The sequence below is a fragment of the Corynebacterium dentalis genome (assembly GCF_900232865.1).
In the GTDB taxonomy this organism is placed as follows: Bacteria; Actinomycetota; Actinomycetes; order Mycobacteriales; family Mycobacteriaceae; genus Corynebacterium; species Corynebacterium dentalis.
The window spans coordinates 39,889-60,158 of the sequence record NZ_OCTS01000003.1; the positions used below are offsets into that span (position 1 = coordinate 39,889).

General features: G+C 60.9%; 20 protein-coding genes and 1 tRNA gene. 12 read left to right on the top strand and 9 right to left on the bottom strand.

The window, feature by feature from the left end; genetic code table 11:
• Nucleotides 1–6 precede the first annotated feature (6 nt).
• The 4 genes from CS919_RS03270 to purD form a co-directional block, all read right to left on the bottom strand.
• Nucleotides 7–900 (bottom strand): phosphoribosylaminoimidazolesuccinocarboxamide synthase, encoded by an 894-nt coding sequence (locus tag CS919_RS03270; RefSeq protein ID WP_099298079.1) that lies wholly within the window; start codon nt 898–900, stop codon nt 7–9.
• A gap of 89 nt (nt 901–989) precedes the next feature.
• Nucleotides 990–2,429, bottom strand: a complete 1,440-nt coding sequence (gene purB, locus CS919_RS03275) for an adenylosuccinate lyase (RefSeq protein WP_200818332.1) — start codon at nt 2,427–2,429, stop codon at nt 990–992.
• A gap of 51 nt (nt 2,430–2,480) precedes the next feature.
• A complete protein-coding gene (locus CS919_RS03280) occupies nt 2,481–3,380 on the bottom strand; it encodes an Fpg/Nei family DNA glycosylase (RefSeq protein ID WP_099298080.1) in 900 nt (299 codons plus the stop codon).
• Entirely contained in the window at nt 3,373–4,641 is a 1,269-nt protein-coding gene (gene purD, locus CS919_RS03285; protein ID WP_099298081.1) for a phosphoribosylamine--glycine ligase, read from the bottom strand. Before purD ends, CS919_RS03280 begins: the two co-directional genes overlap by 8 nt.
• A 66-nt stretch (nt 4,642–4,707) precedes the next feature.
• On the opposite strand from purD, the gene CS919_RS03290 reads away from it, so the two are divergent.
• Entirely contained in the window at nt 4,708–5,109 is a 402-nt protein-coding gene (locus CS919_RS03290; RefSeq protein WP_099298082.1) for an HIT family protein, read from the top strand.
• Between the two features lie 15 nt (nt 5,110–5,124).
• Nucleotides 5,125–6,354: an esterase/lipase family protein gene (locus CS919_RS03295; protein WP_234990788.1), complete on the top strand. Its 1,230-nt coding sequence runs from the start codon at nt 5,125–5,127 to the stop codon at nt 6,352–6,354.
• A 46-nt stretch (nt 6,355–6,400) separates the two neighbouring features.
• On the opposite strand, the gene CS919_RS03300 is transcribed toward CS919_RS03295, so the two are convergent.
• Complete coding sequence (locus CS919_RS03300; RefSeq protein WP_099298083.1) at nt 6,401–7,846, bottom strand: sensor histidine kinase; 1,446 nt, start codon at nt 7,844–7,846, stop codon at nt 6,401–6,403.
• A 112-nt stretch (nt 7,847–7,958) separates the two neighbouring features.
• Nucleotides 7,959–8,666: a response regulator transcription factor gene (locus CS919_RS03305; protein ID WP_099298275.1), complete on the bottom strand. Its 708-nt coding sequence runs from the start codon at nt 8,664–8,666 to the stop codon at nt 7,959–7,961.
• Between the two features lie 102 nt (nt 8,667–8,768).
• On the opposite strand from CS919_RS03305, the gene CS919_RS03310 reads away from it, so the two are divergent.
• A complete protein-coding gene (locus CS919_RS03310) occupies nt 8,769–9,569 on the top strand; it encodes a L,D-transpeptidase (RefSeq protein ID WP_234990789.1) in 801 nt (266 codons plus the stop codon).
• Between the two features lie 49 nt (nt 9,570–9,618).
• Nucleotides 9,619–10,140: a GNAT family N-acetyltransferase gene (locus CS919_RS03315; RefSeq protein ID WP_099298084.1), complete on the top strand. Its 522-nt coding sequence runs from the start codon at nt 9,619–9,621 to the stop codon at nt 10,138–10,140.
• A 71-nt stretch (nt 10,141–10,211) separates the two neighbouring features.
• Here CS919_RS03315 and CS919_RS03320 read toward each other — a convergent pair.
• Nucleotides 10,212–10,284, bottom strand: a tRNA-Thr gene (locus CS919_RS03320).
• Nucleotides 10,285–10,401: 117 nt separating this feature from the next.
• Here CS919_RS03320 and thrE point away from each other — a divergent pair.
• Genes thrE through otsB form a run of 5 tightly spaced genes read left to right on the top strand, consistent with a single transcriptional unit; the run spans nt 10,402 to nt 15,299 of the window.
• Nucleotides 10,402–12,018 (top strand): threonine/serine exporter ThrE, encoded by a 1,617-nt coding sequence (thrE, locus tag CS919_RS03325; protein ID WP_306345839.1) that lies wholly within the window; start codon nt 10,402–10,404, stop codon nt 12,016–12,018.
• Nucleotides 12,019–12,068: 50 nt separating this feature from the next.
• A complete protein-coding gene (locus CS919_RS03330) occupies nt 12,069–12,413 on the top strand; it encodes a hypothetical protein (RefSeq protein ID WP_099298085.1) in 345 nt (114 codons plus the stop codon).
• A 25-nt stretch (nt 12,414–12,438) separates the two neighbouring features.
• Nucleotides 12,439–13,953, top strand: coding sequence for an alpha,alpha-trehalose-phosphate synthase (UDP-forming) (locus tag CS919_RS03335; RefSeq protein WP_099298086.1), 1,515 nt, complete (start codon nt 12,439–12,441; stop codon nt 13,951–13,953).
• Nucleotides 13,950–14,441 carry a hypothetical protein gene (locus CS919_RS03340; RefSeq protein ID WP_234990790.1) on the top strand — a complete coding sequence of 164 codons (492 nt, stop codon included), beginning with the start codon at nt 13,950–13,952 and terminating at the stop codon, nt 14,439–14,441. The genes CS919_RS03335 and CS919_RS03340 overlap by 4 nt, the downstream gene beginning before the upstream one ends.
• Before the next feature lie 51 nt (nt 14,442–14,492).
• Nucleotides 14,493–15,299: a trehalose-phosphatase gene (gene otsB / locus CS919_RS03345; RefSeq protein WP_234990791.1), complete on the top strand. Its 807-nt coding sequence runs from the start codon at nt 14,493–14,495 to the stop codon at nt 15,297–15,299.
• A gap of 12 nt (nt 15,300–15,311) precedes the next feature.
• On the opposite strand, the gene CS919_RS03350 is transcribed toward otsB, so the two are convergent.
• Entirely contained in the window at nt 15,312–16,454 is a 1,143-nt protein-coding gene (locus CS919_RS03350; RefSeq protein ID WP_099298087.1) for a LacI family DNA-binding transcriptional regulator, read from the bottom strand.
• 104 nt (nt 16,455–16,558) lie between these two features.
• Here CS919_RS03350 and CS919_RS03355 point away from each other — a divergent pair, with 104 nt between their 5' ends.
• From CS919_RS03355 to CS919_RS03365, 3 genes are read left to right on the top strand one after another with little or no spacing between them, the layout of a single operon-like run.
• On the top strand, nt 16,559–17,536 hold the full coding sequence (locus CS919_RS03355; protein ID WP_099298280.1) for a metal ABC transporter solute-binding protein, Zn/Mn family: 978 nt from the start codon (nt 16,559–16,561) through the stop codon (nt 17,534–17,536).
• Nucleotides 17,537–17,569: 33 nt separating this feature from the next.
• A complete protein-coding gene (locus CS919_RS03360) occupies nt 17,570–18,271 on the top strand; it encodes a metal ABC transporter ATP-binding protein (protein WP_099298088.1) in 702 nt (233 codons plus the stop codon).
• Entirely contained in the window at nt 18,268–19,191 is a 924-nt protein-coding gene (locus CS919_RS03365; protein ID WP_099298089.1) for a metal ABC transporter permease, read from the top strand. Before CS919_RS03360 ends, CS919_RS03365 begins: the two co-directional genes overlap by 4 nt.
• A gap of 87 nt (nt 19,192–19,278) precedes the next feature.
• On the opposite strand, the gene rlmB is transcribed toward CS919_RS03365, so the two are convergent.
• Nucleotides 19,279–20,259, bottom strand: coding sequence for a 23S rRNA (guanosine(2251)-2'-O)-methyltransferase RlmB (gene rlmB / locus CS919_RS03370; protein ID WP_099298090.1), 981 nt, complete (start codon nt 20,257–20,259; stop codon nt 19,279–19,281).
• Nucleotides 20,260–20,270: the final 11 nt, after the last annotated feature.

Consider the following 20,270-nt stretch of genomic DNA (forward strand, 5'->3'; position numbering starts at 1 on the left):
ACAGCCTTACACGCAGCTCCCGATCCAATCGGAAAAGCGCAGGCCGGAGATCTTTTCATAGGCCTCGACATAGCGGGAGCGGGTAGCTTCCACCACGGAGCCGGGCAGTGGTGGCGGTGGGGTGCCCTCCTTGGGATCCCATCCGGACTTTGGTCCGGTGAGCCAATTGCGCACGTACTGCTTGTCAAAGCTCGGCTGGACCTTGCCCTCGGTGTAGCTATCGGCAGGCCAGTAGCGGGAGGAATCGGGAGTCAGAACCTCGTCTGCCAGCACCAGATTGCCTTCCTCATCCAGGCCGAATTCCAGCTTGGTATCGGCCAGAATCACGCCTCGCTCCTCGGTCAGCGCAGCGGCCTTGGAGTAAATGCGCAGCGTAGCCTCGCGCATCTCGTTGGCCCGATCCTCGCCGAGGGCGTCAACGACCTTGTCGAAGGAGACGTTCTCATCGTGGTCACCGATCTCCGCCTTGGTCGCCGGGGTGAAGATGGGTTCTGGGAGTTTCGACGCCTCGGTCAGGCCCTCCGGCAATTCAATGCCGCAGACAGTGCCGGACTCTTGGTACTCCTTCAGGCCGGATCCCGTGAGGTAGCCCCGAGCCACGCATTCAAAAGGCAGCATATCCAGCTTCTTGCAGACCATTGCGCGACCCAGCACGGAGGCAGGAATGCGCTCGTCATCTAGTTCGCCCACGAGGTGGTTGGGGAATTCGATCTCGTCGAAGAAGTAGGAACTCATGGCGGTGAGCACTCGTCCCTTGTCGGGGATCTCGGTCTCGAGCACGAAGTCATAGGCGCTGATGCGGTCTGTGACCACCATCAGCAGAGTGTCGTGATCGAGTTCGTAGATTTCGCGCACTTTACCTGCGGAAAGGTGCTCGTATATACAAAGTTCCGGACGCATGGGTAGCAAGTGTAGCCCTGTCCATGTCCAATGACTATTCGGGCACCCACAGTGCGGAAAATCCTGCCGAATGCGCACGATACGGGCAGTTAGAGAATGTCACCCGGGGTGTACTCGGCGGCTGCCTTATTGCGCGTCACAAAGTCAGCCACCCGGCGCAGTACCTGATCCACCTGGGTTTCTGCGGCGCCGATGAAGGCATGGCGGTCAGACAGTGCGTTTTCCAGGTCTCCCTTGGTCATCGGCAGGCGATCATCCGCTGCCAACCGATCCAGCAGGTCTTGGTCTCCGCCATTTTCGCGCATGTTCAAAGCCACGCCCACGGCGTGATCCTTGATGACCTCATGAGCGGTCTCGCGTCCCACACCTGCGCGCACCGCGGCCATGAGAATGCGGGTGGTGGCCAGGAACGGCAGGTAACGGTCCAGCTCGCGTTCGATCATCGCAGGGAAGGCGCCGAACTCATCCAGCACGGTCAGGAAGGTCTCGCACATTCCGTCGAAGGTGTAGAACGCATCCGGCAGCGCCACGCGGCGAACCACAGAACAGAACACGTCGCCTTCGTTCCACTGCGCTCCAGCCAGATCTGCGGTCATGGTCAGATAGCCGCGCAGCAGCACCTGCATGCCGCCCACGCGCTCACAGGAGCGGGCGTTCATCTTGTGCGGCATAGCGGAAGAGCCAACCTGGCCTTCCTTGAATCCCTCGGTGACCGTCTCGTTGCCTGCCATCAAACGGATGGTCATGGATAGCGAGCTCATCGCGGCACCAAGTTCCACCAGCGCGGAGATGGCGTCGAAATCGAGAGAACGAGGATAAACCTGCCCCACCGAATCAAACACGCGGCGGAATCCCAGATTGTCCGCGATGGAACGCTCGAGCCCGGCGAGCTTGTCCTCGTTGCCATCCACTAGATCCAGCATGTCCTGCGCGGTACCCATGGGTCCCTTGATGCCACGCAACGGGTAGCGATCCAGCAGGTCCTGGATGCGGTTGAGCCCCAGCATCAGCTCATCCGCCGCAGAGGCGAAACGCTTGCCCAGTGTGGTGGCCTGCGCTGCAACGTTGTGGGAACGGCCTGCCATCACCAGTGACTGGTACTGCCCGGCGCGCTTACCGATGCGATTGAGCACCGCAATGCCCTTATCGCGGGCCAGTTCCAGGGAACGGTAAACCTGCAACTGCTCCACGTTTTCCGTGAGGTCGCGGGAGGTCATGCCTTTGTGGATGTGTTCCTGACCAGCCAGCGCGTTGAATTCCTCGATGCGTGCCTTCACATCGTGGCGGGTGACCTTTTCCCGCTCGGCGATGGATTCCAGATCCACCTGATCCAGCACGTTTTCGTAGGCGGTAATCGCCTCGGCTGGCACGTCCACGCCGAGTCCCTTTTGCGCCTTCATCACGGAGATCCAGAGCTCGCGCTCCATGATGATCTTGTCCTCGGGAGACCAAATGCTGGTCATTTCCGGGGAGGCGTAGCGGTTGGCAAGGACGTTGGAAATCTTCTTCTTAGGCTGCACGTTGGCCATTATCCCACAAAGCAGGCGCGTCTCGTTACCCGTCTGCGTGCGGGCGACCGGTTAGCTCTGGCAGGTCGGGCACCAGAACAGATTCCGGCCTTCCACTACCCGTTCCGCGACCTCCGTTCCGCAGATATAACACGGTTGACCTGCGCGTCTGTAGACGTAGACCTCTCCCCCGTGGTCGTCTTTGCGCGGTTGCCGCCCCATCGCCTCTGGGGTGTGTTCCTCGCGCACAGTATCGATGCGCCCTGCGGCCTCGCCGTCTTTCATGAGCGTGACCAGGTCTGCCCAAATGGCCTTGTTTTCTTCCGACGCCAACTCCGCGCCCTCCCGCTCCGGCGAAATGCCTAGCCGAAAGAGCACTTCCGCGCGATAGATGTTGCCCACCCCGGCGTAGAACTTTTGGTCCATCAAGAGCGAGCCGATGGTCCGGCGAGTGCGCGAGACTTTGTCCATGACCTCGGCCAGGGTCTGTTCATTGGCTTGGTCGCTTCGCAACGGATCCGCGCCCAGCTCGGCCACCGCGATGTCTTTTTCTTCGTCGGTGATGAGCCGGCACCATTGCGGCCCGCGCAGGTTTGCGGCGAAAACGTTGCCCCACGTGCACATATCCTCGCCGCCTTCGGCGTCGATGCGGTGCACGTGGAGGCGTACCTGGCCTACGGGCGGCCCCGTTTGATAGGGCTCGATGTGGAAGGTGCCAATGAGCCCTAAATGGATGTGCACAATGTGCTCAGCTGCGCGTGCTCCGGGCTGCGCTCCTGCAGAGAAGTCCGGCACGTCAAAGTCCAGGAATAGGTGCTTTCCCCAGGCTTCGGCTCGCGTCAGGCGGGAACCGTTGAGCGCCGCAGCTTCGCGGGCGAACCGTCCCTGCGGAGAGGTGACGCGCAGAACCTGGCCTTGGAACTCACGATTGAGTTCGCGGGCCAGGCGATGGATGAGATGGCCCTCAGGCATCGACGCTGATCGCACCCCTAACTGCAGGCAAAGCGATGTCCGTGCGGAAGTGTCCACCGGGCAAGGTGATGTTCTTCAGCTCGTCATACGCGGCCTCGCGAGCCTGCTCAAGGGTAGCGCCAGTGGCCACCACGTTGACCACGCGACCGCCAGCGCTGACCAGGCCAGAACCGTCCTCAGCTGCCTTGACTCCCGCCGCTCTCACGCCACGGGACTCGCTGCCCGGATCTGCTCCCGTGATCGGGGTGCCGGTGATGGGCGATTCGGGGTAACCCTCAGCAGCCAGCACCACGGTCAGTGCGTAGCCGTCCTTCCACTGCAGCGGCTCCAGCTCGGCCAGGGTTCCGGTGGCCACCGCGTTAAGCACACCACCCAGTGGGGTCTCCAGTAGTTCCAGTACAGCCTGGGTCTCTGGATCGCCAAAGCGACAGTTGAACTCCACCACGGAAATGCCCTGCTCGCCCCAGGCCAGTCCGGCGTACAGCAGACCGTTGAACGGCACGCCGTCTTCCACCATCTGCTTAGCCACCGGGCGTACAACTTCATCGACGATGCGCTGCGTGCCGTCCTCCGGCAGCCAAGGCAGTGGGGTGTAGGCACCCATGCCGCCGGTGTTGGGACCTTGATCGTCATTACCCACGCGCTTGTGATCCTGGGCGGGCAGCAGCGGAACCACGGTTTCGCCATCGACCAAGCAGAACAGGCTGACCTCTGGGCCATCGAGGAAGCTCTCCAGCAGCACGGGGTTTCCGCCTTCGTGGACAGCCGCGATGTGCTCGCGGGCTTGGGAGTAATCGTCGGTCACTACTACGCCCTTACCTCCGGCTAGACCATCGTCCTTGACCACATAATGAGGCCCAAACTGCTCTAGGGCGGCGTCGATCTCTGAATCAGAAGCGCCCATGGAAACCGGCAACGCGCGTGCGGTCTTGACCCCGGCGCGCTCCATAACGTCCTTCGCAAACTTCTTCGAGCCCTCGATCTGGGCGGCCTGTGCGGACGGACCAAACACGGCGAAGCCCGCGGCGCGCAGCTCATCAGCAACTCCGGCGACCAAAGGAATCTCCGGACCAATCACCACCAGATCGGCCTGAATATCCTTGGCCAAATCTACCGGATCGCTCTGCGGATGCAGCGTGGCAACTGCACTCATGCCCGCATTACCAGGGCTAACGTGAACCTCCGTCACCTGGGGATCGCGGGACAAGGAGTAAGCCAAAGCGTGCTCGCGGGCACCGTTTCCGATCACAAGTATGCGCATGAATAACAGTGTAGCGTCACCGCTTTCACCGGCCACGTCAGCGCAATGTAGCTAGCATGGGTGAGCATGACGAGCGTATTTACCAAAATCATCAACGGCGAACTCCCCGGACGTTTTGTCTACCGCGATGACAAGGTCGCTGCGTTTCTCACCATCGAGCCCGTGGCCTACGGACACACCTTGGTGGTACCGATCCAAGAAGTGGACAAATGGACGGATCTGGACGCAGAGACCTGGGCGCACTGTAACTCGGTTGCGCAAAAGGTCGGCGCGGCAGTGATCGATGTGTTTGGCTCCGAACGCGCCGGCTACCTCATCGCCGGATTCGATGTGCCCCACACGCACATCCACATTTTCCCCGCCAACGACATGTCCGGATACAGCTTGGCCAACGCCATGAAGCCGGACGAGACCGACGATGCCGCGATGGACGAGGCCGCCGAGAAGCTCCGGGCCGCTCTTTCTTAAACCGAAGATTGTTTTGTGACTGACTCACCACGCCCTGGATCGCGTCACCAGCCGAAGGATTCGGACGTATCCGACGTCGATCCTGCTCAAGTCGATCCTGCTGACCTCGATACCGCCGACATCGAGGACGCAGCCGACGATGACGAATGGCTGCATGCCGAGGATATCGGCAACAATTCCCCCTTCGATGACCCGGATGACGATCTCGACGGCGAGATCGAAGGCGAACTGGACGGCAGCGTCGACGAACGCGAAATGGCCGAGCACCTCGGCGGCGACGATGCCCTAGTGTTGCGGGAAGGGGAAGCAGATTCAGAAGCTGCTTCCCGTGGGCTGTTCTCCCGCTTGGGCAGCGGCATGGCTTCCACCGGCAAGTTCATCTGGGATATTCCCGGCAACTTAGGCATCAACCGCAGCAATTCACCCCAACTCCGCAGGGAGCCTGCGGATGCCCCACTGGGCGCCCGGCAAGTATCCCACGGCTACGCGGACGACTTGTGGCAGGCCCGCCCTCCCCTGCACCGCCCATATCCGGTCATCTTGATCCACGGCACCATCAGTTCAAAGAACGTGTGGCAGAACTTAGTGCTGCGCTTGCGGGCCGATGACTTTGTGGTGTTCTGCCCCGATTACGGAGTACACGGAACGCAAGATATTCCCACGTCAGCAGCCGATGTGGGCGCGTATATCGAGCAAGTCATCGCCGCCACTGGAGCACCCCAGGTGGACATCGTGGGCCACTCTCAGGGCGGGCTGCTGGCGCGCTACTGGATTAATGAGATGGAAGGTGAGGATTACGTCCATCACCTCATCACTTTGGGCGCGCCACACCACGGCACGTCCCTGCTGGGCATGCTCGGCGGCCTGCTCACCAGTGAGACCACACAGCGCATGGCCACCGCCATGGTTCGTCGCATCTTCGGCCCCGCGGGCATGCAACAGGTGATGGGTTCCGCACTGCTGGAGACGCTGGCCGCCAGTCCGGATACACGACCGGACATTATTTACACCTGCTTTGCCACGCTGAATGATTCCACCGTGGTCCCGCCCGATCAGGCCTTTTTGGAGGGCGAGGGAACACGCTCGGATGGCTCTCCCCGAGTGAAAAACGCCTACCTGCAGGATTCCGGCATTCAGAGGTGCCGGCACGAGGAACTGCCCAGCAACCCCCACGTACAGGCTTTAGTCCAAGAGACGCTGCTGGATGGGTTAGAGCATGACCTGGACTGGACCGAAGACAGCTAGCTGCTGGCTGCTAGCTGCCGGTTTCCCCGCTGCCCTCGGCCGATGATCACTGACCTGATTCGAGAGAATCTTCAGACACTCGTGGCAACAAGATGCGGAAGCTCGTTCCTTCGCCTTCGGTGGAATGCACCGTGATGCTGCCGCCATGCTGTTCCACCAGGCCCTTCACGATGGACAGACCCAGCCCCGAGCCGCCGGAGGCGCGGGAGCGCGAGACATCTGGCCGGTAGAAACGATCAAACAGGTGTGGCAGATCCTTTTCCGGGATTCCGCGCCCGTTGTCGCTGACCTCCACGATCAAGCTGTTTGGTACCACGTCTGTATCGGTCCGCAGCACCACGGTGGTCTCTGCTTCCTCTCCCGCGTGGCGCATGGAGTTGGTCAGCAGGTTGCTGAGCACTTGGTGCAGGCGAGCGGAATCGCCGACCACCACCGGCACACTTCCCGATTGGTTGCGCACGTTCACCACCCTGCCGGGGAAGGCTGCGCGCGTCGACTCTGCGGTTTCCAACGCCACCTCGAGCATGTCCACGCGATCACTGCGCATCGGCCTGCTCTCGTCCATGCGCACCAGCGCCAGCAAGTCTTCCACCAGCAGGCTCATGCGGCCGGCTTCTTCGGAAATCTTGCCCACCACCATGCCCGCATCGTCGGTCGCGCCGGAGGTGTAGAGCTCAGCGTATCCTCGCACGGAGGTCAGTGGGGTGCGCAGTTCGTGGGAGGCGTCCCCGATGAATCGGCGCATGGAGGCCTCAGATTTGCGGGCTTGTCTTTCCGACGCCGCCACTGTCACAAATGCTCCTTGAATCTGCTGCAACATGCGGTTCAGCGCTTCAGAGAGCCTGCCCACTTCCGTGCGTGGCGAACCCTCAGGAACGCGCTGCCCCAGCTGCCCGCGGGAGATCAATGACGCCGTGTATTCCACTTCATTCAACGGCTTGAGCGCGCGTCGCACGATGTACATGCTCAGCGCCATGACGCCTGCCAGCAGAGCGATTCCCAGCATCAGCTGGAAGAACACGAGCCGCGCCACGGTGTGCTCCACATCTGCCAGTGGGAGCGCCACGATAGTTACGGTACCGTCTGAGTTTTGCACGCTGGCCGCCCGCCACGATGACAAATCCGCTGATCCTGCCCGCGCCGGAACGGTTCTCGGTTGCCCGGGCTGTGTCAGCGAGGAGACCTCTGGAAGGGAATCCAATACAGAGTTAAAGGATTCCACCGAGTAATCGCCGTCTACCACCCGTACGTAGAACTCACTGGGAGGCCGCTTGGGGCCGTCGTCGCCGGGGACGGACGTCTGCTGTTGTGGCTGTTGCGTCCCGGAATCGATGGTCTGGTGCGCCCACGTGTTGGTCGCATTAGTCAGCTGATCATCAATCTGCTGCACCATCACGTTTTGCAGGGTGGTTGTCACAGCCACGCCAAAGACAGTGAGGCCGAGCGCTGTCAGCAGTCCAATCACCATCACCAGCGACACGCGCAATGGCATGCGGCTCAGGATGTGCCGCGAGAACTTTCTCTTAGGACGCTCCTGCGTATCGGGACGTTCCTGTTCAGGGTTAGGAGAAAACACAGTGAATTATGTCCGAGTAGATCCTGGCTTAAGCCCGGGGCTTACGCAGCACGTAGCCCACGCCTCGGACAGTGTGGATGAGGCGAGGCTCGTCCGTATCGATCTTGCGTCGAAGATAGGAAACATAGCTCTCTACGACGTTGCCGTCTCCACCGAAATCGTAGTTCCACACGTGATCGAGGATCTTGGACTTGCTGAGCACAACCTCCGCGTTCACCATCAGATAGCGCAGCAGCTTGAACTCGGTGGGGGAAAGATCGATGATCTCGCCGGCCTTGGTGACTTCGTGCATGTCGTCATCGAGGGAGAGATCCTCGTAGGTGATGACGCTGGACTCCACTTCTTCCTCGGGAGTCACGCGGCGCAGGATGACGCGCAGGCGGGTGATGACCTCTTCGAGGGAGAAGGGCTTGGTGACGTAGTCATCCGCACCGATGGTCAGTCCGTGGATGCGATCTTCCACGCCATCCTTGGCCGTAAGGAAGAGCACGGGAGCCTCGTGGCCTTGGGCACGAAGCTTGCTGAGGAGGGTGAACCCGTCCATGCCCGGCATCATGACGTCCAGAATGAATGCATCTGGCTGGTACGCCTTGGCCAGCTCGAGGGCATCTGCCCCGTTGTCTGCGGTCTCGACGTCGAAGCCTTGGAACTTGAGGCTGACCTTGATGAGGTCTGAAATATTGGCTTCGTCGTCAACGACGAGCACCTTGACTGGCTGAGTATTGGGCGTTGTCATGATGTCATTGTGACTCACCCCAGTCCGGTTTGTCTGAATGGTCACTGTACGTTTCCTGTGAGAGATGGACCGGATAGTTTTCATAACGTTTTGATAAACTTCATGCGCGTCTCTCCTAAAGAATTCGCACTGTTTAACCAGCAGGCATACAGTATTCGCATGAGCAATTACATCGGCACCCACCGTCGTCCTAGCCGTACCGGTCGACGTGCAGCCTCTTTCGGCATCGCCTTCCTCGCAGCTTCCAGCCTCGGCAGTGGAGTTGCTTCCGCACAGCCCGCACTTCCCACCATCCCCGGAACGTCTCCGCAGGAGCTGAACCAGGCTCGCGAGAACTTCAACAACGGCGTGCTTGGTGTGCGTGACGGAGCAATCCGCGATACTAACAACCTCCCCGATGAAGCTCGCGTTCCTGTGCAGCAGGGCATCGATGACACCACGAACTTCGTGGCCCCCGGTGCGCTGCAGAAGCGCGAGGATGCACGCATTGCCGCACAGCAGAAGGCCGATGCTGCTCGTGCGGCCGCCGCAGCTGCTGCCCGCGCTCGGGCGAACAACCCTTGCCCTCCGTCCGCTCGTGCATGTGTGGACTTGGCCAACAACCGCACCTGGCTGCAGAACAACGGCAAGATCACCTACGGTCCGGTGACCATGTCCCATGGCAAGCCGGGTCAGGAAACCCCTCGTGGCAACTTCACCGTGCAGTACAAGGTGCGCGATGAGGTCTCCCGCGAGTTCAACAACGCGCCAATGCCTTTCGCCACCTACTTCACCAACCGTGGCCACGCGTTCCACCAGGGAACCACCAACACTCAGTCCGCTGGCTGCGTGCGCATGAACCGCGCTGACGCCGAGTTCTACTTCAACAACCTGAACCCAGGCGACCGCGTTTTCATCTGGTAGTTTCTTCTGCCACCCCGGGCTTTAGTGGGCGGCTGTTAGTCTGGATTTCATGACTACCAGCCACAACACTTCCAAGCTCCCCTCCTCGATCTCCTTCCGCCCTGCGCGGGAAGCGGATCGAGGTTTTTTGTTGGAGATGTTCCGCGAGGCGGACACGTGGGGTGAGGACAAGGATGTCTCGGACTCGTATGCGCAGGACGTTGTTCTTTATGTCGACGCCTGGGACGAGAATCAAGGAGGCGTCATCCTAGAGGAAAACGGTGAGCCAATCGGCGCGTCCTGGCTACTCAACAAGACCGACGATGAGCATGCCGCCGGCTTTGTCTCTGCAGACATCCCCGAACTGGCCATTGCGCTAGCCAAGGGCAAAACTGGCGGCGGTCTCGGCGGAAAGCTGCTGATGGCGGCCGTGGAAGTGGCTCGAGATAAGGGCAAGCCCGGTGTGAGCCTCGCGGTGGACTTGGGCAATGATCGCGCGTTCCACGTGTACGAGAAGCTGGGCTTTGAGGATCGCGGGCTCAACGACGACGAGACGTGCCACGTGATGCTCTACGACTTCGCGAAGCACTGAGCTGAAACAACTAGCCTCAGATAAACACACAAGAACCCCAGGCAGAAACTATGTTCTACCTGGGGCTTTTGAGCTGGAGACGAGACTCGAACTCGCAACCTACGCATTACAAGTGCGTTGCGCTGCCAATTGCGCCACTCCAGCGTCACCCGTGCACTTTTAACGTGCTTAGGCAGTCCAAAGATTAGCAGTGTGTGCGGGGCTTCCACCAATTCGCCCGCCCCCTATTCTCGTGTCTCGTCCAACATGTACGGTAAGGGCGTGGTTAGCAAGATCAAGGATGTAGTCCGCAAGGGTGCGGACCTCATGTTCTCCGGTAATAGGGCGACGATCGACGCCATACGCATGGCGCCGCCCCCTTCTCCCTTGGCCCCTATCGATTTCACCGATACCGCCAAGATTCACGCGGTGATGGACTTGGCCGCCCGCATTGGCGACCTGCTATTGGCGGCGGGCACTGGCAATTCGGATGCCAAAGCCCAGATCAAGGGCATTACCGCCGCGTACGGTCTGCACTACGTTCACGTGGACATCACGCTGAACACCATCACGATCTACGCCTACTATGACCAGTCCAAGAATCCCGCGTCCACGTTCCGCGTGGTGCACAGCCTAACCACGGACTTCTCTCGGCTCACCGAGGTGGATCGGCTCGTCCGTTCCATCGTTCGCGGTGGTGTGCAGTTGGAAGAAGCGCAAAAGATTCTCTTCGAGATCGAGGTCTCCCCGCTTCCCTACCGCAACCGTTACGCCTTGGGCGCGTGGGGATTCTTCGCTGGTGCTGTTGCACTGTTGCTGGGCGGTGGATGGGCCGTAGCTGTCGTGGCCACGTTCACCACCATTTTCACGGTGTTCGTCAACGCATGGCTGGCGTCGAAGTCTCTGCCGGTGTTCTTCCAGAACTTCATCGGTGGCTTCATCGCGGTGATTCCTGCTGGCGTGGCCTATCGCCTTGCGGACCAAATTGGCGTGTACTTGCCGCCTTCGCTGGTGGTCGCCTCCTGCATCGTTGCCTTGCTGGCAGGTTTGACTCTGGTCCAGGCCCTGCAAGACGGCGTGACCGGTGCCCCCGTGACGTCTTCCGCCAGGTTCTTTGAAACTTTGCTGCATACGGGAGGCATTATCGCCGGTATCGGTACCGGTATCCAAGTGTCCACGGCCTTCGGTTTCTCCCTTCCACCACTGGATACTTCGCAAACTGTCGGCGCCTTCGGCACCACCACCGTTCAGATCCTCGCCGGTGCCGCGGCCACGGCGTTTTTCTGTGTGGCGTGTTTTACCGAGCGTCAAGCCACAATCGTCGCCTCAGCCGCTGCACTGATCGCCAGCTTTTTCTACTACCTGTTCATCGACAGTTGGGAACTCACCAGCGTTGCCGCCGGTGGAATCGCGGCGATTAGCGTGGGCTTTGCCGGTGGTGTGTTGTCCCGTCGTTTCATGATTCCGCCGCAAATCACCGCCGCCGCGGGCATCACCCCGTTCCTCCCCGGTCTGGCTCTCTACCGCGGCATGAGCTCGATCCTCAATGATCAGTTCGTGGTTGGTATCTCCAACCTCGCCATCGCGCTGGCAACCGCCACGGCATTGGCCGCCGGTGTAGTTCTGGGTGAGTGGACGGCGCGCCGTATCCGTCGCCCTAATCTGCCTCGGATGCGCGAGATCGCCATTACTCCACGCATGACCAAATCTGGCCGCGTGCGCCAACCACTGCACTGGCGTAAGCGCCAGGAAAAGGGCTCGCAGTCACTGTGGCAGCTGGACGCCCAGGTCGCCGAACGTGAAGCTCCACTATTGGAGGACTCGGCAGATGAGGACTCCGAAGCGGAAGGGGCAGAGTATGGCGTCGGCGGAAAAAAGAACGCCGACCCGCTAGAGTAGGATGGTTAGCAAGACCAGCAAGTAGAACCACAGAAACAAGGGGATGACACGTGCCGCCGAAGGTCACCGATAACCGCACCGCCAACACCGAATCACTGCACGCGGTGGAGGCGGAGACTGCAGAGGCCGCTCAGCGAATCGTCGCCACGTACTCGGAAGACTTCCTCGATGCTGTCACCCTCATGTCCATGCTGGGTGTGGAGCCAGAAGGTCTAATCCACCGCAAGGTCGTCGCGGACTTGGCCGCCGAAGAGGAAGAGGCCAAGAAGACCACCCGCAAGACCACCAAGAAGGCAGCGAAAAAGGCTGCCAAGAAGACGGCGAAGAAGGCAACTAAAAAGGTCACCGCGAAGAAGTCCACCGCCAAGAAAACCACCAAGAAGGCGGCGAAGTAAGCCGCAGATAGGCACGCGCTGCACCGTGACTGATCAGCCAGAATCCACTGACCACGCGTCCGCACCCGGCGCTGCCGATTTTGTTGTGGTGGCCAACCGGTTGGCAGTGGATCGCGCGAAAGATCCCAAGACCGGAGAACAGTCCTGGACGCCGTCGCCCGGAGGGCTGGTCACCGCGCTACGCCCGGTACTGCGAGCCAACGACGGCGCGTGGATCGGCTGGCCCGGCACCACCGACCGCGTGGAAGATTCGGACATGCCCACGGTGGAAGAGGCAGGCGGTCTGCGCGCCATCCCCGTCAACCTCACCGCTAAAGATTTTGAGCAGTACTACGAGGGCTTTTCTAACGCCACACTCTGGCCGCTGTACCACGACCTGATCGTCCCGCCCCGCTTCGATCGTGACTGGTGGGAGTGCTACCAAGAGGTCAACCAGCGCTTCGCCGACCAAGCCGCGCGCACCGCTGCCCAAGATGCCACGGTGTGGGTGCAGGACTACCAGCTGCACTTGGTTCCGCAGCTGCTCCGCGACCAGCGTTCCGATGTGTGCGTGGGCTTCTTCCTGCACATTCCTTTCCCCAACCCGGAGCTTTTCCGCCAACTGCCGTGGCGCGACGAGCTACTCAAGGGCACGCTGGGCGCGGATGTCATCGGTTTCCATACGCAGGACAGCGCACGCAACTTCCTCGATACGCTGCGCGCGCTCGGCCACGAGGTCTCCACCGACGACGATGCCGATGCCGCTGAGTTCTTCCACGGCGCGCGGATGCCGGAGGATGGCTGCATCGTGGGGCGAGTCGCCCTCGAGGATGGCCGCACCGCGAAGATCGGGGTATTCCCCATCTCCATCGATTCCGCACAGGTTCAGCAGCAGTCCATGGCCGCAGAGACGTTGGCTGCGACCACCCAGCTACGCGCTCAACTGGGCTCGCCGAAGTACCTGCTGACTGGCGTGGATCGTTTGGACTACACCAAGGGCATCCTGCACCGATTGCTGGCCGTGGAATCCCTGCTGGATTCCGGCCAGCTGGATCCGGAAGACATCGTGATGGTGCAGGTGGCTACCCCTTCTCGCGAGCGTCTGGATGACTACCGCAAGGCGCGCGAAGAGGTGGAGAAGGTGGTCTCCCGCATCAACGGAAACTACGGCCAGCTGGGCCGTCCGCTGGTGCACTACATCCACCACGGCCTACCGTTTGCGCAGATCGTGGGTTTGTATGCCGCCACGGATATCATGCTGGTCACCGCCATCAAGGACGGAATGAACTTGGTGGCCAAGGAGTACGTGGCCAGCCATGCGGATGGTAGCGGCGCGCTGGTGCTCAGCGAGTTCACGGGTGCGGCCACGCAGCTCACACAGGCCTATCTGTGTAATCCTCACGATAATCAGTCCATTTGCGATGCGATTGTCCGCGCGATGGAGGAGCCCAATGAGACTCGCCGCGAGCGCATGAAGGCCATGTGGGAGCACGTGGAGGTCAATGACGTGAACCATTGGGCCAATACCTTCCTGCACCAGTTAAAGGAGGCACGTCAGTGACAGTCCTGGGTACCCGGAGGTTTCGCGGAGCGAGCGCAGTGGGCTTGCTCGCCGTGAGTGCATTGGGTCTTTCTGCCTGCGGCACTGACGAGGCACCGTTGGGTTCCACGCAGTGGCAAGTCACCTCTGTGTTCGACGCAAGCAACCGGCCGCACCAACTCGCCGAATCTTTGCAGGGCCGTTCTTTCCTAGTTTTCGGTGAAGATTCCTTCACGGGGGCAAGCGGCTGCATTTCGCTGAGCGGGGACCTGCAGTGGAACGAGGACGCCTCCGAGATGTCCATTGGTGAGGTGCACTCCGAAGAGTTCGGCGATGCTCGGTGCGTGCCGGGTGACGAGGACGTGGCGGATCGCCTCAGCTCGGTTCTGCGCGATGGCACCCTACACGTGTCTCGCCCCTCGGACACTTCCCTGCGGTTGCAGCGCGTGGATCCTGATTCACCGCAGTGGCAGGCCACCGGTTCCGTAGAATTCATCAGCGGCGCGTAAAGTTCACCGCGCTGTTGCCTCACCACACCATTTTCATCTGTGAAGGAGCACGTGACTGTGCTATCTGCTGCTGACGTTTCTTATCTCGCCGAGGTTCCAGAGTTGCTGGTCGCCATGGATTTCGATGGCACCTTGTCACCTTTTTCTGTGGACCCGTTTAACTGCCGTGCGGTGCCCGGCGCGATGGATGCGTTGCATACCCTGGCTGGTTTGCCGGGTACGTCGGTGATGGTCATTTCGGGGCGAAACATCGAGTTGCTTTCCGCTGTCACGGAGCTGGATGCAAGCAGGAGCGCGCAGGCTGCCCGGGGTGGCGATGGCATCATCCGCATGGTGGGCAGCCACGGCGCTGAACCTGCGGATAAACCTTTGGTCAAGCTCAGCGATCCGCAGCGGGAGCTGCTCAGCCAGTTGGCGTTGTTCGCTGAGCAGCAGGCGCAGCGGGATCCGGGCATGTGGGTGGAGCGCAAGCCGGTTGCTGTCGGTCTGCACACTCGCGGGGCCAAGGATCGCTTTGTGGCGGTGACTGCGGCGCAGGAGTATCAGGATTTCGCCCTGGATTGTGAGGGGGCGAAGGTCACGGTGGGCAAGGACATCGTGGAGGTATCGGTGGTCTCTGCAACGAAGGGCGGCTACGTCTCCGAGTTTGTGGCGCAGGCAAACCCAGGCATCGATGCAGTGGTTTTCGCTGGTGATGACACCACCGACGAGACCGTGATGAACATCCTGCGCCCTGGCCAGGACATCGGCATCAAGGTCGGCGAGGGCGAGTCCGCAGCTACCCGCCGACTGCCAGATCCAGAGGCCGTCCGCGATTTCCTGCAACAGCTGGCGCAGGCCCGCGCCGCTCGCGGCTAGATTGGCGCGAAGCTACTCGGTAGCCCCTGTTCGTGGTGCACCGATCGATTCTCCGTCCATCACGGACGTCTCCAGCAGGATCCTCGTGGCCCCCGTGCCCGCCCCCCGTTTCTTGATGCGCCCGGTGTGTTCGTTGTGTGTTTGTTCAATGTTCGACGCCAACATTTCCCCGCTGGACCGCCCCTTATCCTTGGACGGCTGACGGACGGTGACGATGCCCCGGTTGACTGCCTGCGGAATGCCATCGAATCCGGTCACGGACAGATCCCGCGGGATCATGCCGCCGCGGCCTTCCACCACGTCGGCTACGGCCAGCGCCATGGAGTCCACGGTGCATATCACTGCCGTGAGCTCTGGATGTGCATCGAGGAGCTCCTCGGCCGCGCTACGGGAATTGTCCTGATCATTGATGTGCCGCTCCACGATGGGCACATTGTCCTGCGAGATCCCGGCCTCTGCCAGCACGGCGAGAGCTCCTTCGATGCGGGAGCGCTGCACGTGCATCTTTGCGGTGCGCAGCCGTTCTGCGGATACCGGGCCGTTGTTGGGGGTTCTATCTAAGCGGATGCACAGCATGCCGATCTTGCGGTGTCCAGCATCCACTAGCCGCTGCACCACGGGCTGGATCGCTTGGCCATCGTCGATGCCCACGTAGTGGATGCGATGAGCATCGGCGGGCTGATCGCAGATGACGGTGGGGATGTTGCGTCGAACAACGGCCTCGAGGAAAGGATCATCCTGCGCCACCGAATACACGATGAACCCATCTACGCTGGCCTGGTTGATCAGCTCTGCGGCGCGATTCGCAGAGGTTTCGGGATCCACGCCGGCCGGGATGAGCAGCATAGAGGCGTTCATTTTGCTGCAGGACTCGGAGACTCCGGCCATGAACTCCAGAGAGGCTTGATCCTCGAATGCGTAGGTGAGCTCCTCAGTGAGGAGAACGCCAATGGCTCCCGCGTGCCGGGTGCGCAGCGAACGCGCCGTGGGATCTGGACCGGGGTATCCCAAGCGCGTGGCGGTGTTGAGGATTTTCTCCCGCAGCTCTTCAGATAGCTGATCCGGCTTGTTGTACGCATTGGAGACGGTGGTTCGAGAAACGCCCAGCTCAGCAGCGATGGAGGCGAGGGTGCCTCGGCGGGCGGATCGATTCATGGTCTCTAGTCTATGGCGTGGCCGGACAACGTGCCCACGAGGAGGAGGTTTGTCTTTAACAGCCTTAATTGACAATGGTTGTCAGGTTACTTAATCTCAAGATCATGAAACGCTCACTTGCTGCACTCCTTGGCGCTACCACCCTCACCCTGGGCCTGACCGCCTGTGCCGAAGGCGGATCCAATGACAGCCCCGCAGACGACGGAAAGATCTCCGTGGTGGCTTCCACGTCCATCTACGGCGACCTAGCCAAGGCTCTGACCGATGGCAACGACAAGGTGGAAGTGACCTCTATTTTGTCCTCCACCAACGACGATCCCCACGAGTTTGAGCCCACCGCACGCAATATCGCGCAGATACGCTCCGCAGACCTCGTGGCGGCTAACGGCGCTGGCTACGATAACTGGCTGACCGATAACGTCAACGAATCCGTACCCATGGTGACCGCCGCTCCACTTGCCGAGGCGCATACCCACGATCACGGAAACCACGATCACGCCGAAGACGAGCACAACCACGCTGCTTCTGGTTCCGAGGAAGACAGCGGCGCCAATCACTCCGGCCATAACCACGGCGCGGCATTCGCCGACGATCCGCACATGTGGATGGACATGGACAAGGTCAACGAGCTCGCCGAGGGCTTGGCAGAAGAGTTGCACAAGCTCGATGACTCTTTTCCGGAGGACGCAGAAAGCATCACCTCCAAGACCCAAGACTTCACCGAGCGCGTGGATCAGCTGCCCGCAAGGAACTACATGCTCACCGAACCCGTGGCCTCTCACCTATTGGGCGAATCTTCTCTTCATGACGTGACCCCCAGCGGGTTCGCAGAAGCAGTGGCCAAGGAATCCGAGCCCTCTGCCGCCGATATCGCTGCAGCACAGAAAGAGATCTACGACGGCCACGTGGATTTCCTGGTCACCAATACCCAATCCCAAACCGCAGCGTCTCAAGAGCTGATCCGCGCGGCAGAAGAAAAGAACATCCCGGTGGTCAATATCAACGAGACCCCAGACTCCGGCGATGACTACTTTGACTACGTCAATCACTTCATTAAGGACCTGGAAAAGGCCACCGAGTAGCACCAATTCTCCACCGGCGTAGATTGTTTAACCATGCCTTTAACTTTTCGCGATGCAGCGGTGAAGCCGCTGTGGAGTGACCTCAACTTGGGGGTCGCTCCCGGCGAGTTCCTCGCCGTGCTCGGCTCCAACGGCGTGGGCAAGTCCACCTTGCTCAACGTCGCCCTTGGCACCCGCTCGTTGACGCACGGTTCCGTTCAGGTGGACGGGCCCGTTGGCTACATTCCCCAGCAGCGGATGTTTGATCCGCAAACTCCCCTGCGCGCCAAGGACCTGGTGGGGCTAGCGCTGGCGCACGGAGTGGTGAAGAACCGGCGGCCATCTGCTCACCAGGTGGCCGCGGCACTGGAGCAAGTTGGCGCCACAGGGCTGGCTGATCTTCGCGTGGGGGAACTGTCCGGCGGACAGCAGCAGCTCATTCGCCAAGCGCAGGCTCTGGCAAACGATCCACGGGTGCTGCTGTGCGACGAGCCTTTGCTCTCCATGGATTTGCGCGCGCAACAACGCACCGTTCACCTACTTGACCAGCGCAGACGTGAGCATAACACGGCCGTGGTGTTCGTCACGCACGGCATCAATCCCATTTTGGATGTCACTGATCGCGTCCTGTACATCACTCCACACGGACACGTTATCGGCTCGGTGGAGGAAATCATGACCTCCGAGACTCTCTCCGCGCTCTATCGCACCGAGGTAAAGGTTCTCAACGTCGACGGAAAACTGGTGGTCGTATGAGCGAGTTTCACACCGGATCCTGGTGGGCTGATACGCAGATGTTGTTGGGCATCGACTTTGTACAAAACGCCATCCTCGCGGCACTCTTGCTGGGCATCATCTCCGGCGCCATCGCGCCGCTGATCGTCATGCGCAAGATGAGCTTCATGGCCCACTCCACGGGTGAACTCGCACTGATGGGCGCCTCCGCCGCACTGTTGTTTGGCTTTGGCGTGAGCTGGGGTGCGGTACTCGGCGCGGTGCTGGCAGCACTCGTGCTGACGGCGCTGGGAAACCGCGAGCAAGATGCCATTGTCGCGGTGGTGCTGAGCTTTGGCATGGGACTATCCGTGCTGTTTATCCACCTCTACCCCGGCCGTTCCACCGAAGCGTTTAGCCTTCTGACCGGCCAGATCGTGGGCGTTTCCAACTCTTCACTGGGCGGTCTGGCGCTGCTTTCGGTAGCGGTCGTAGTGGTGATGGCTCTGCTGTGGCGGCCACTGTTGTTTGCGACAGTCGATCCGATCGTGGCGGCCGCATCGGGCGTGAAAGTGCGCACGTTAGCTCTAGTTTTCGCCGCGATCATCGGCGTGGTGGCCAGCCAAGGAGTGCAGGTGGTGGGCGCGCTGTTGCTCATCGCCCTGCTGATCACGCCCGGTGCCGCCGCCATCAAAATCACCGCCAATCCCGTGGTGGCCGTGGTGCTTTCCGGCCTGTTTTCTGTGACGGCTGCGGTCGGCGGTCTCATCGCCTCGCTGGCTCCAGGTCTTCCGGTCAGTGTGTTCGTGACCAGTATTTCTTTTGTGATCTACCTGGTGTGCCGGGCGGTGGCGTCGATGAAAGGTCGACGCCTGCACGCAGACGAGGTCCGCGCGCGTGAATTCGATCCCCACGATCACCATCACGCAGACCCCAATGACCCGGCTCCGGCTCATCACTAGAACCCGGGCCGGGAATACAAGCTAAGCGCTCTTGCGGCGGTTACGCACCGAGGACAGCGCCACGAAGATGCAGCCCAGCGCCATCTGTTACTTGCCAGTCTCCATGCGACGTTGGCGCGCAAACTCGCTGAGAACCACACCCGCAGCAACCGATGCGTTCAAGGATTCCACCTTGCCGGCCATCGGGATGCTCAGGATCGTGTCACAGGTCTCTCGTACCAGGCGGGACAATCCTTTGCCTTCGGAACCCACCACGATCACCACGGGAGTGGTGCCATCGTAGGTATCCAGCGTGTGGTCGCCACCAGCATCCAAGCCAATGACCTGGTAGCCGGACTGCTGCAGCTGCTTAAGCGAGCGCACCATGTTGGTGGCCTTCGCCACGGGAAGGCGCGCGGCCGTTCCTGCTGAGGTTCGCCATGCGACGGCCGTCACGGATGCCGAACGGCGCTCTGGAATGATCACGCCGTGCCCACCGAAGGCCGCCACGGAGCGGATCACTGCGCCCAAGTTGCGGGGGTCAGTGATGTTGTCCAGCGCCACAATCATGCCGGGCTTGCCGGTGGACTGCACGCGTTCGATAACGTCTTCTACCTCGTCGTACTGGAACGGAGGTACCTGCAGGCCGATACCCTGGTGCATGCCGTTGCCGGTCATCCGATCCAGTTCTTGGCGCGAGACTTCCAGCACCGCGATGCCGCGGTCCGCGCAGGTGTGCACGGCCTCAGCCAATCGCTCATCGCTCTTGGTGCCTTCTGCCACGTACAGAGCCGTCGCGGGCACCTGCGCGTGCAGGCACTCGATCACCGGGTTGCGACCGACAACCAGTTCTACCTGCTCGTCCATGCCGTGACGTTGACGGATTGCCGCTCGGTTGTCGTGCGCACCGGAAGAGCGACGCTGTTGCTGCTTCTTGCGCTTATACGCTGCGTGGTAGGTCCTGTCTTCTGCCTTCGGGGTGTCTTTCTTGCCTGCCAAGCCTCGCCGACGCTGTCCCCCGGATCCTTTGGCTGCGCCCTTCCGCTCTGTTTTGCGGATGGCACCCTTACGCTGTGAATTGCCAGCCATTATTCTCCCTT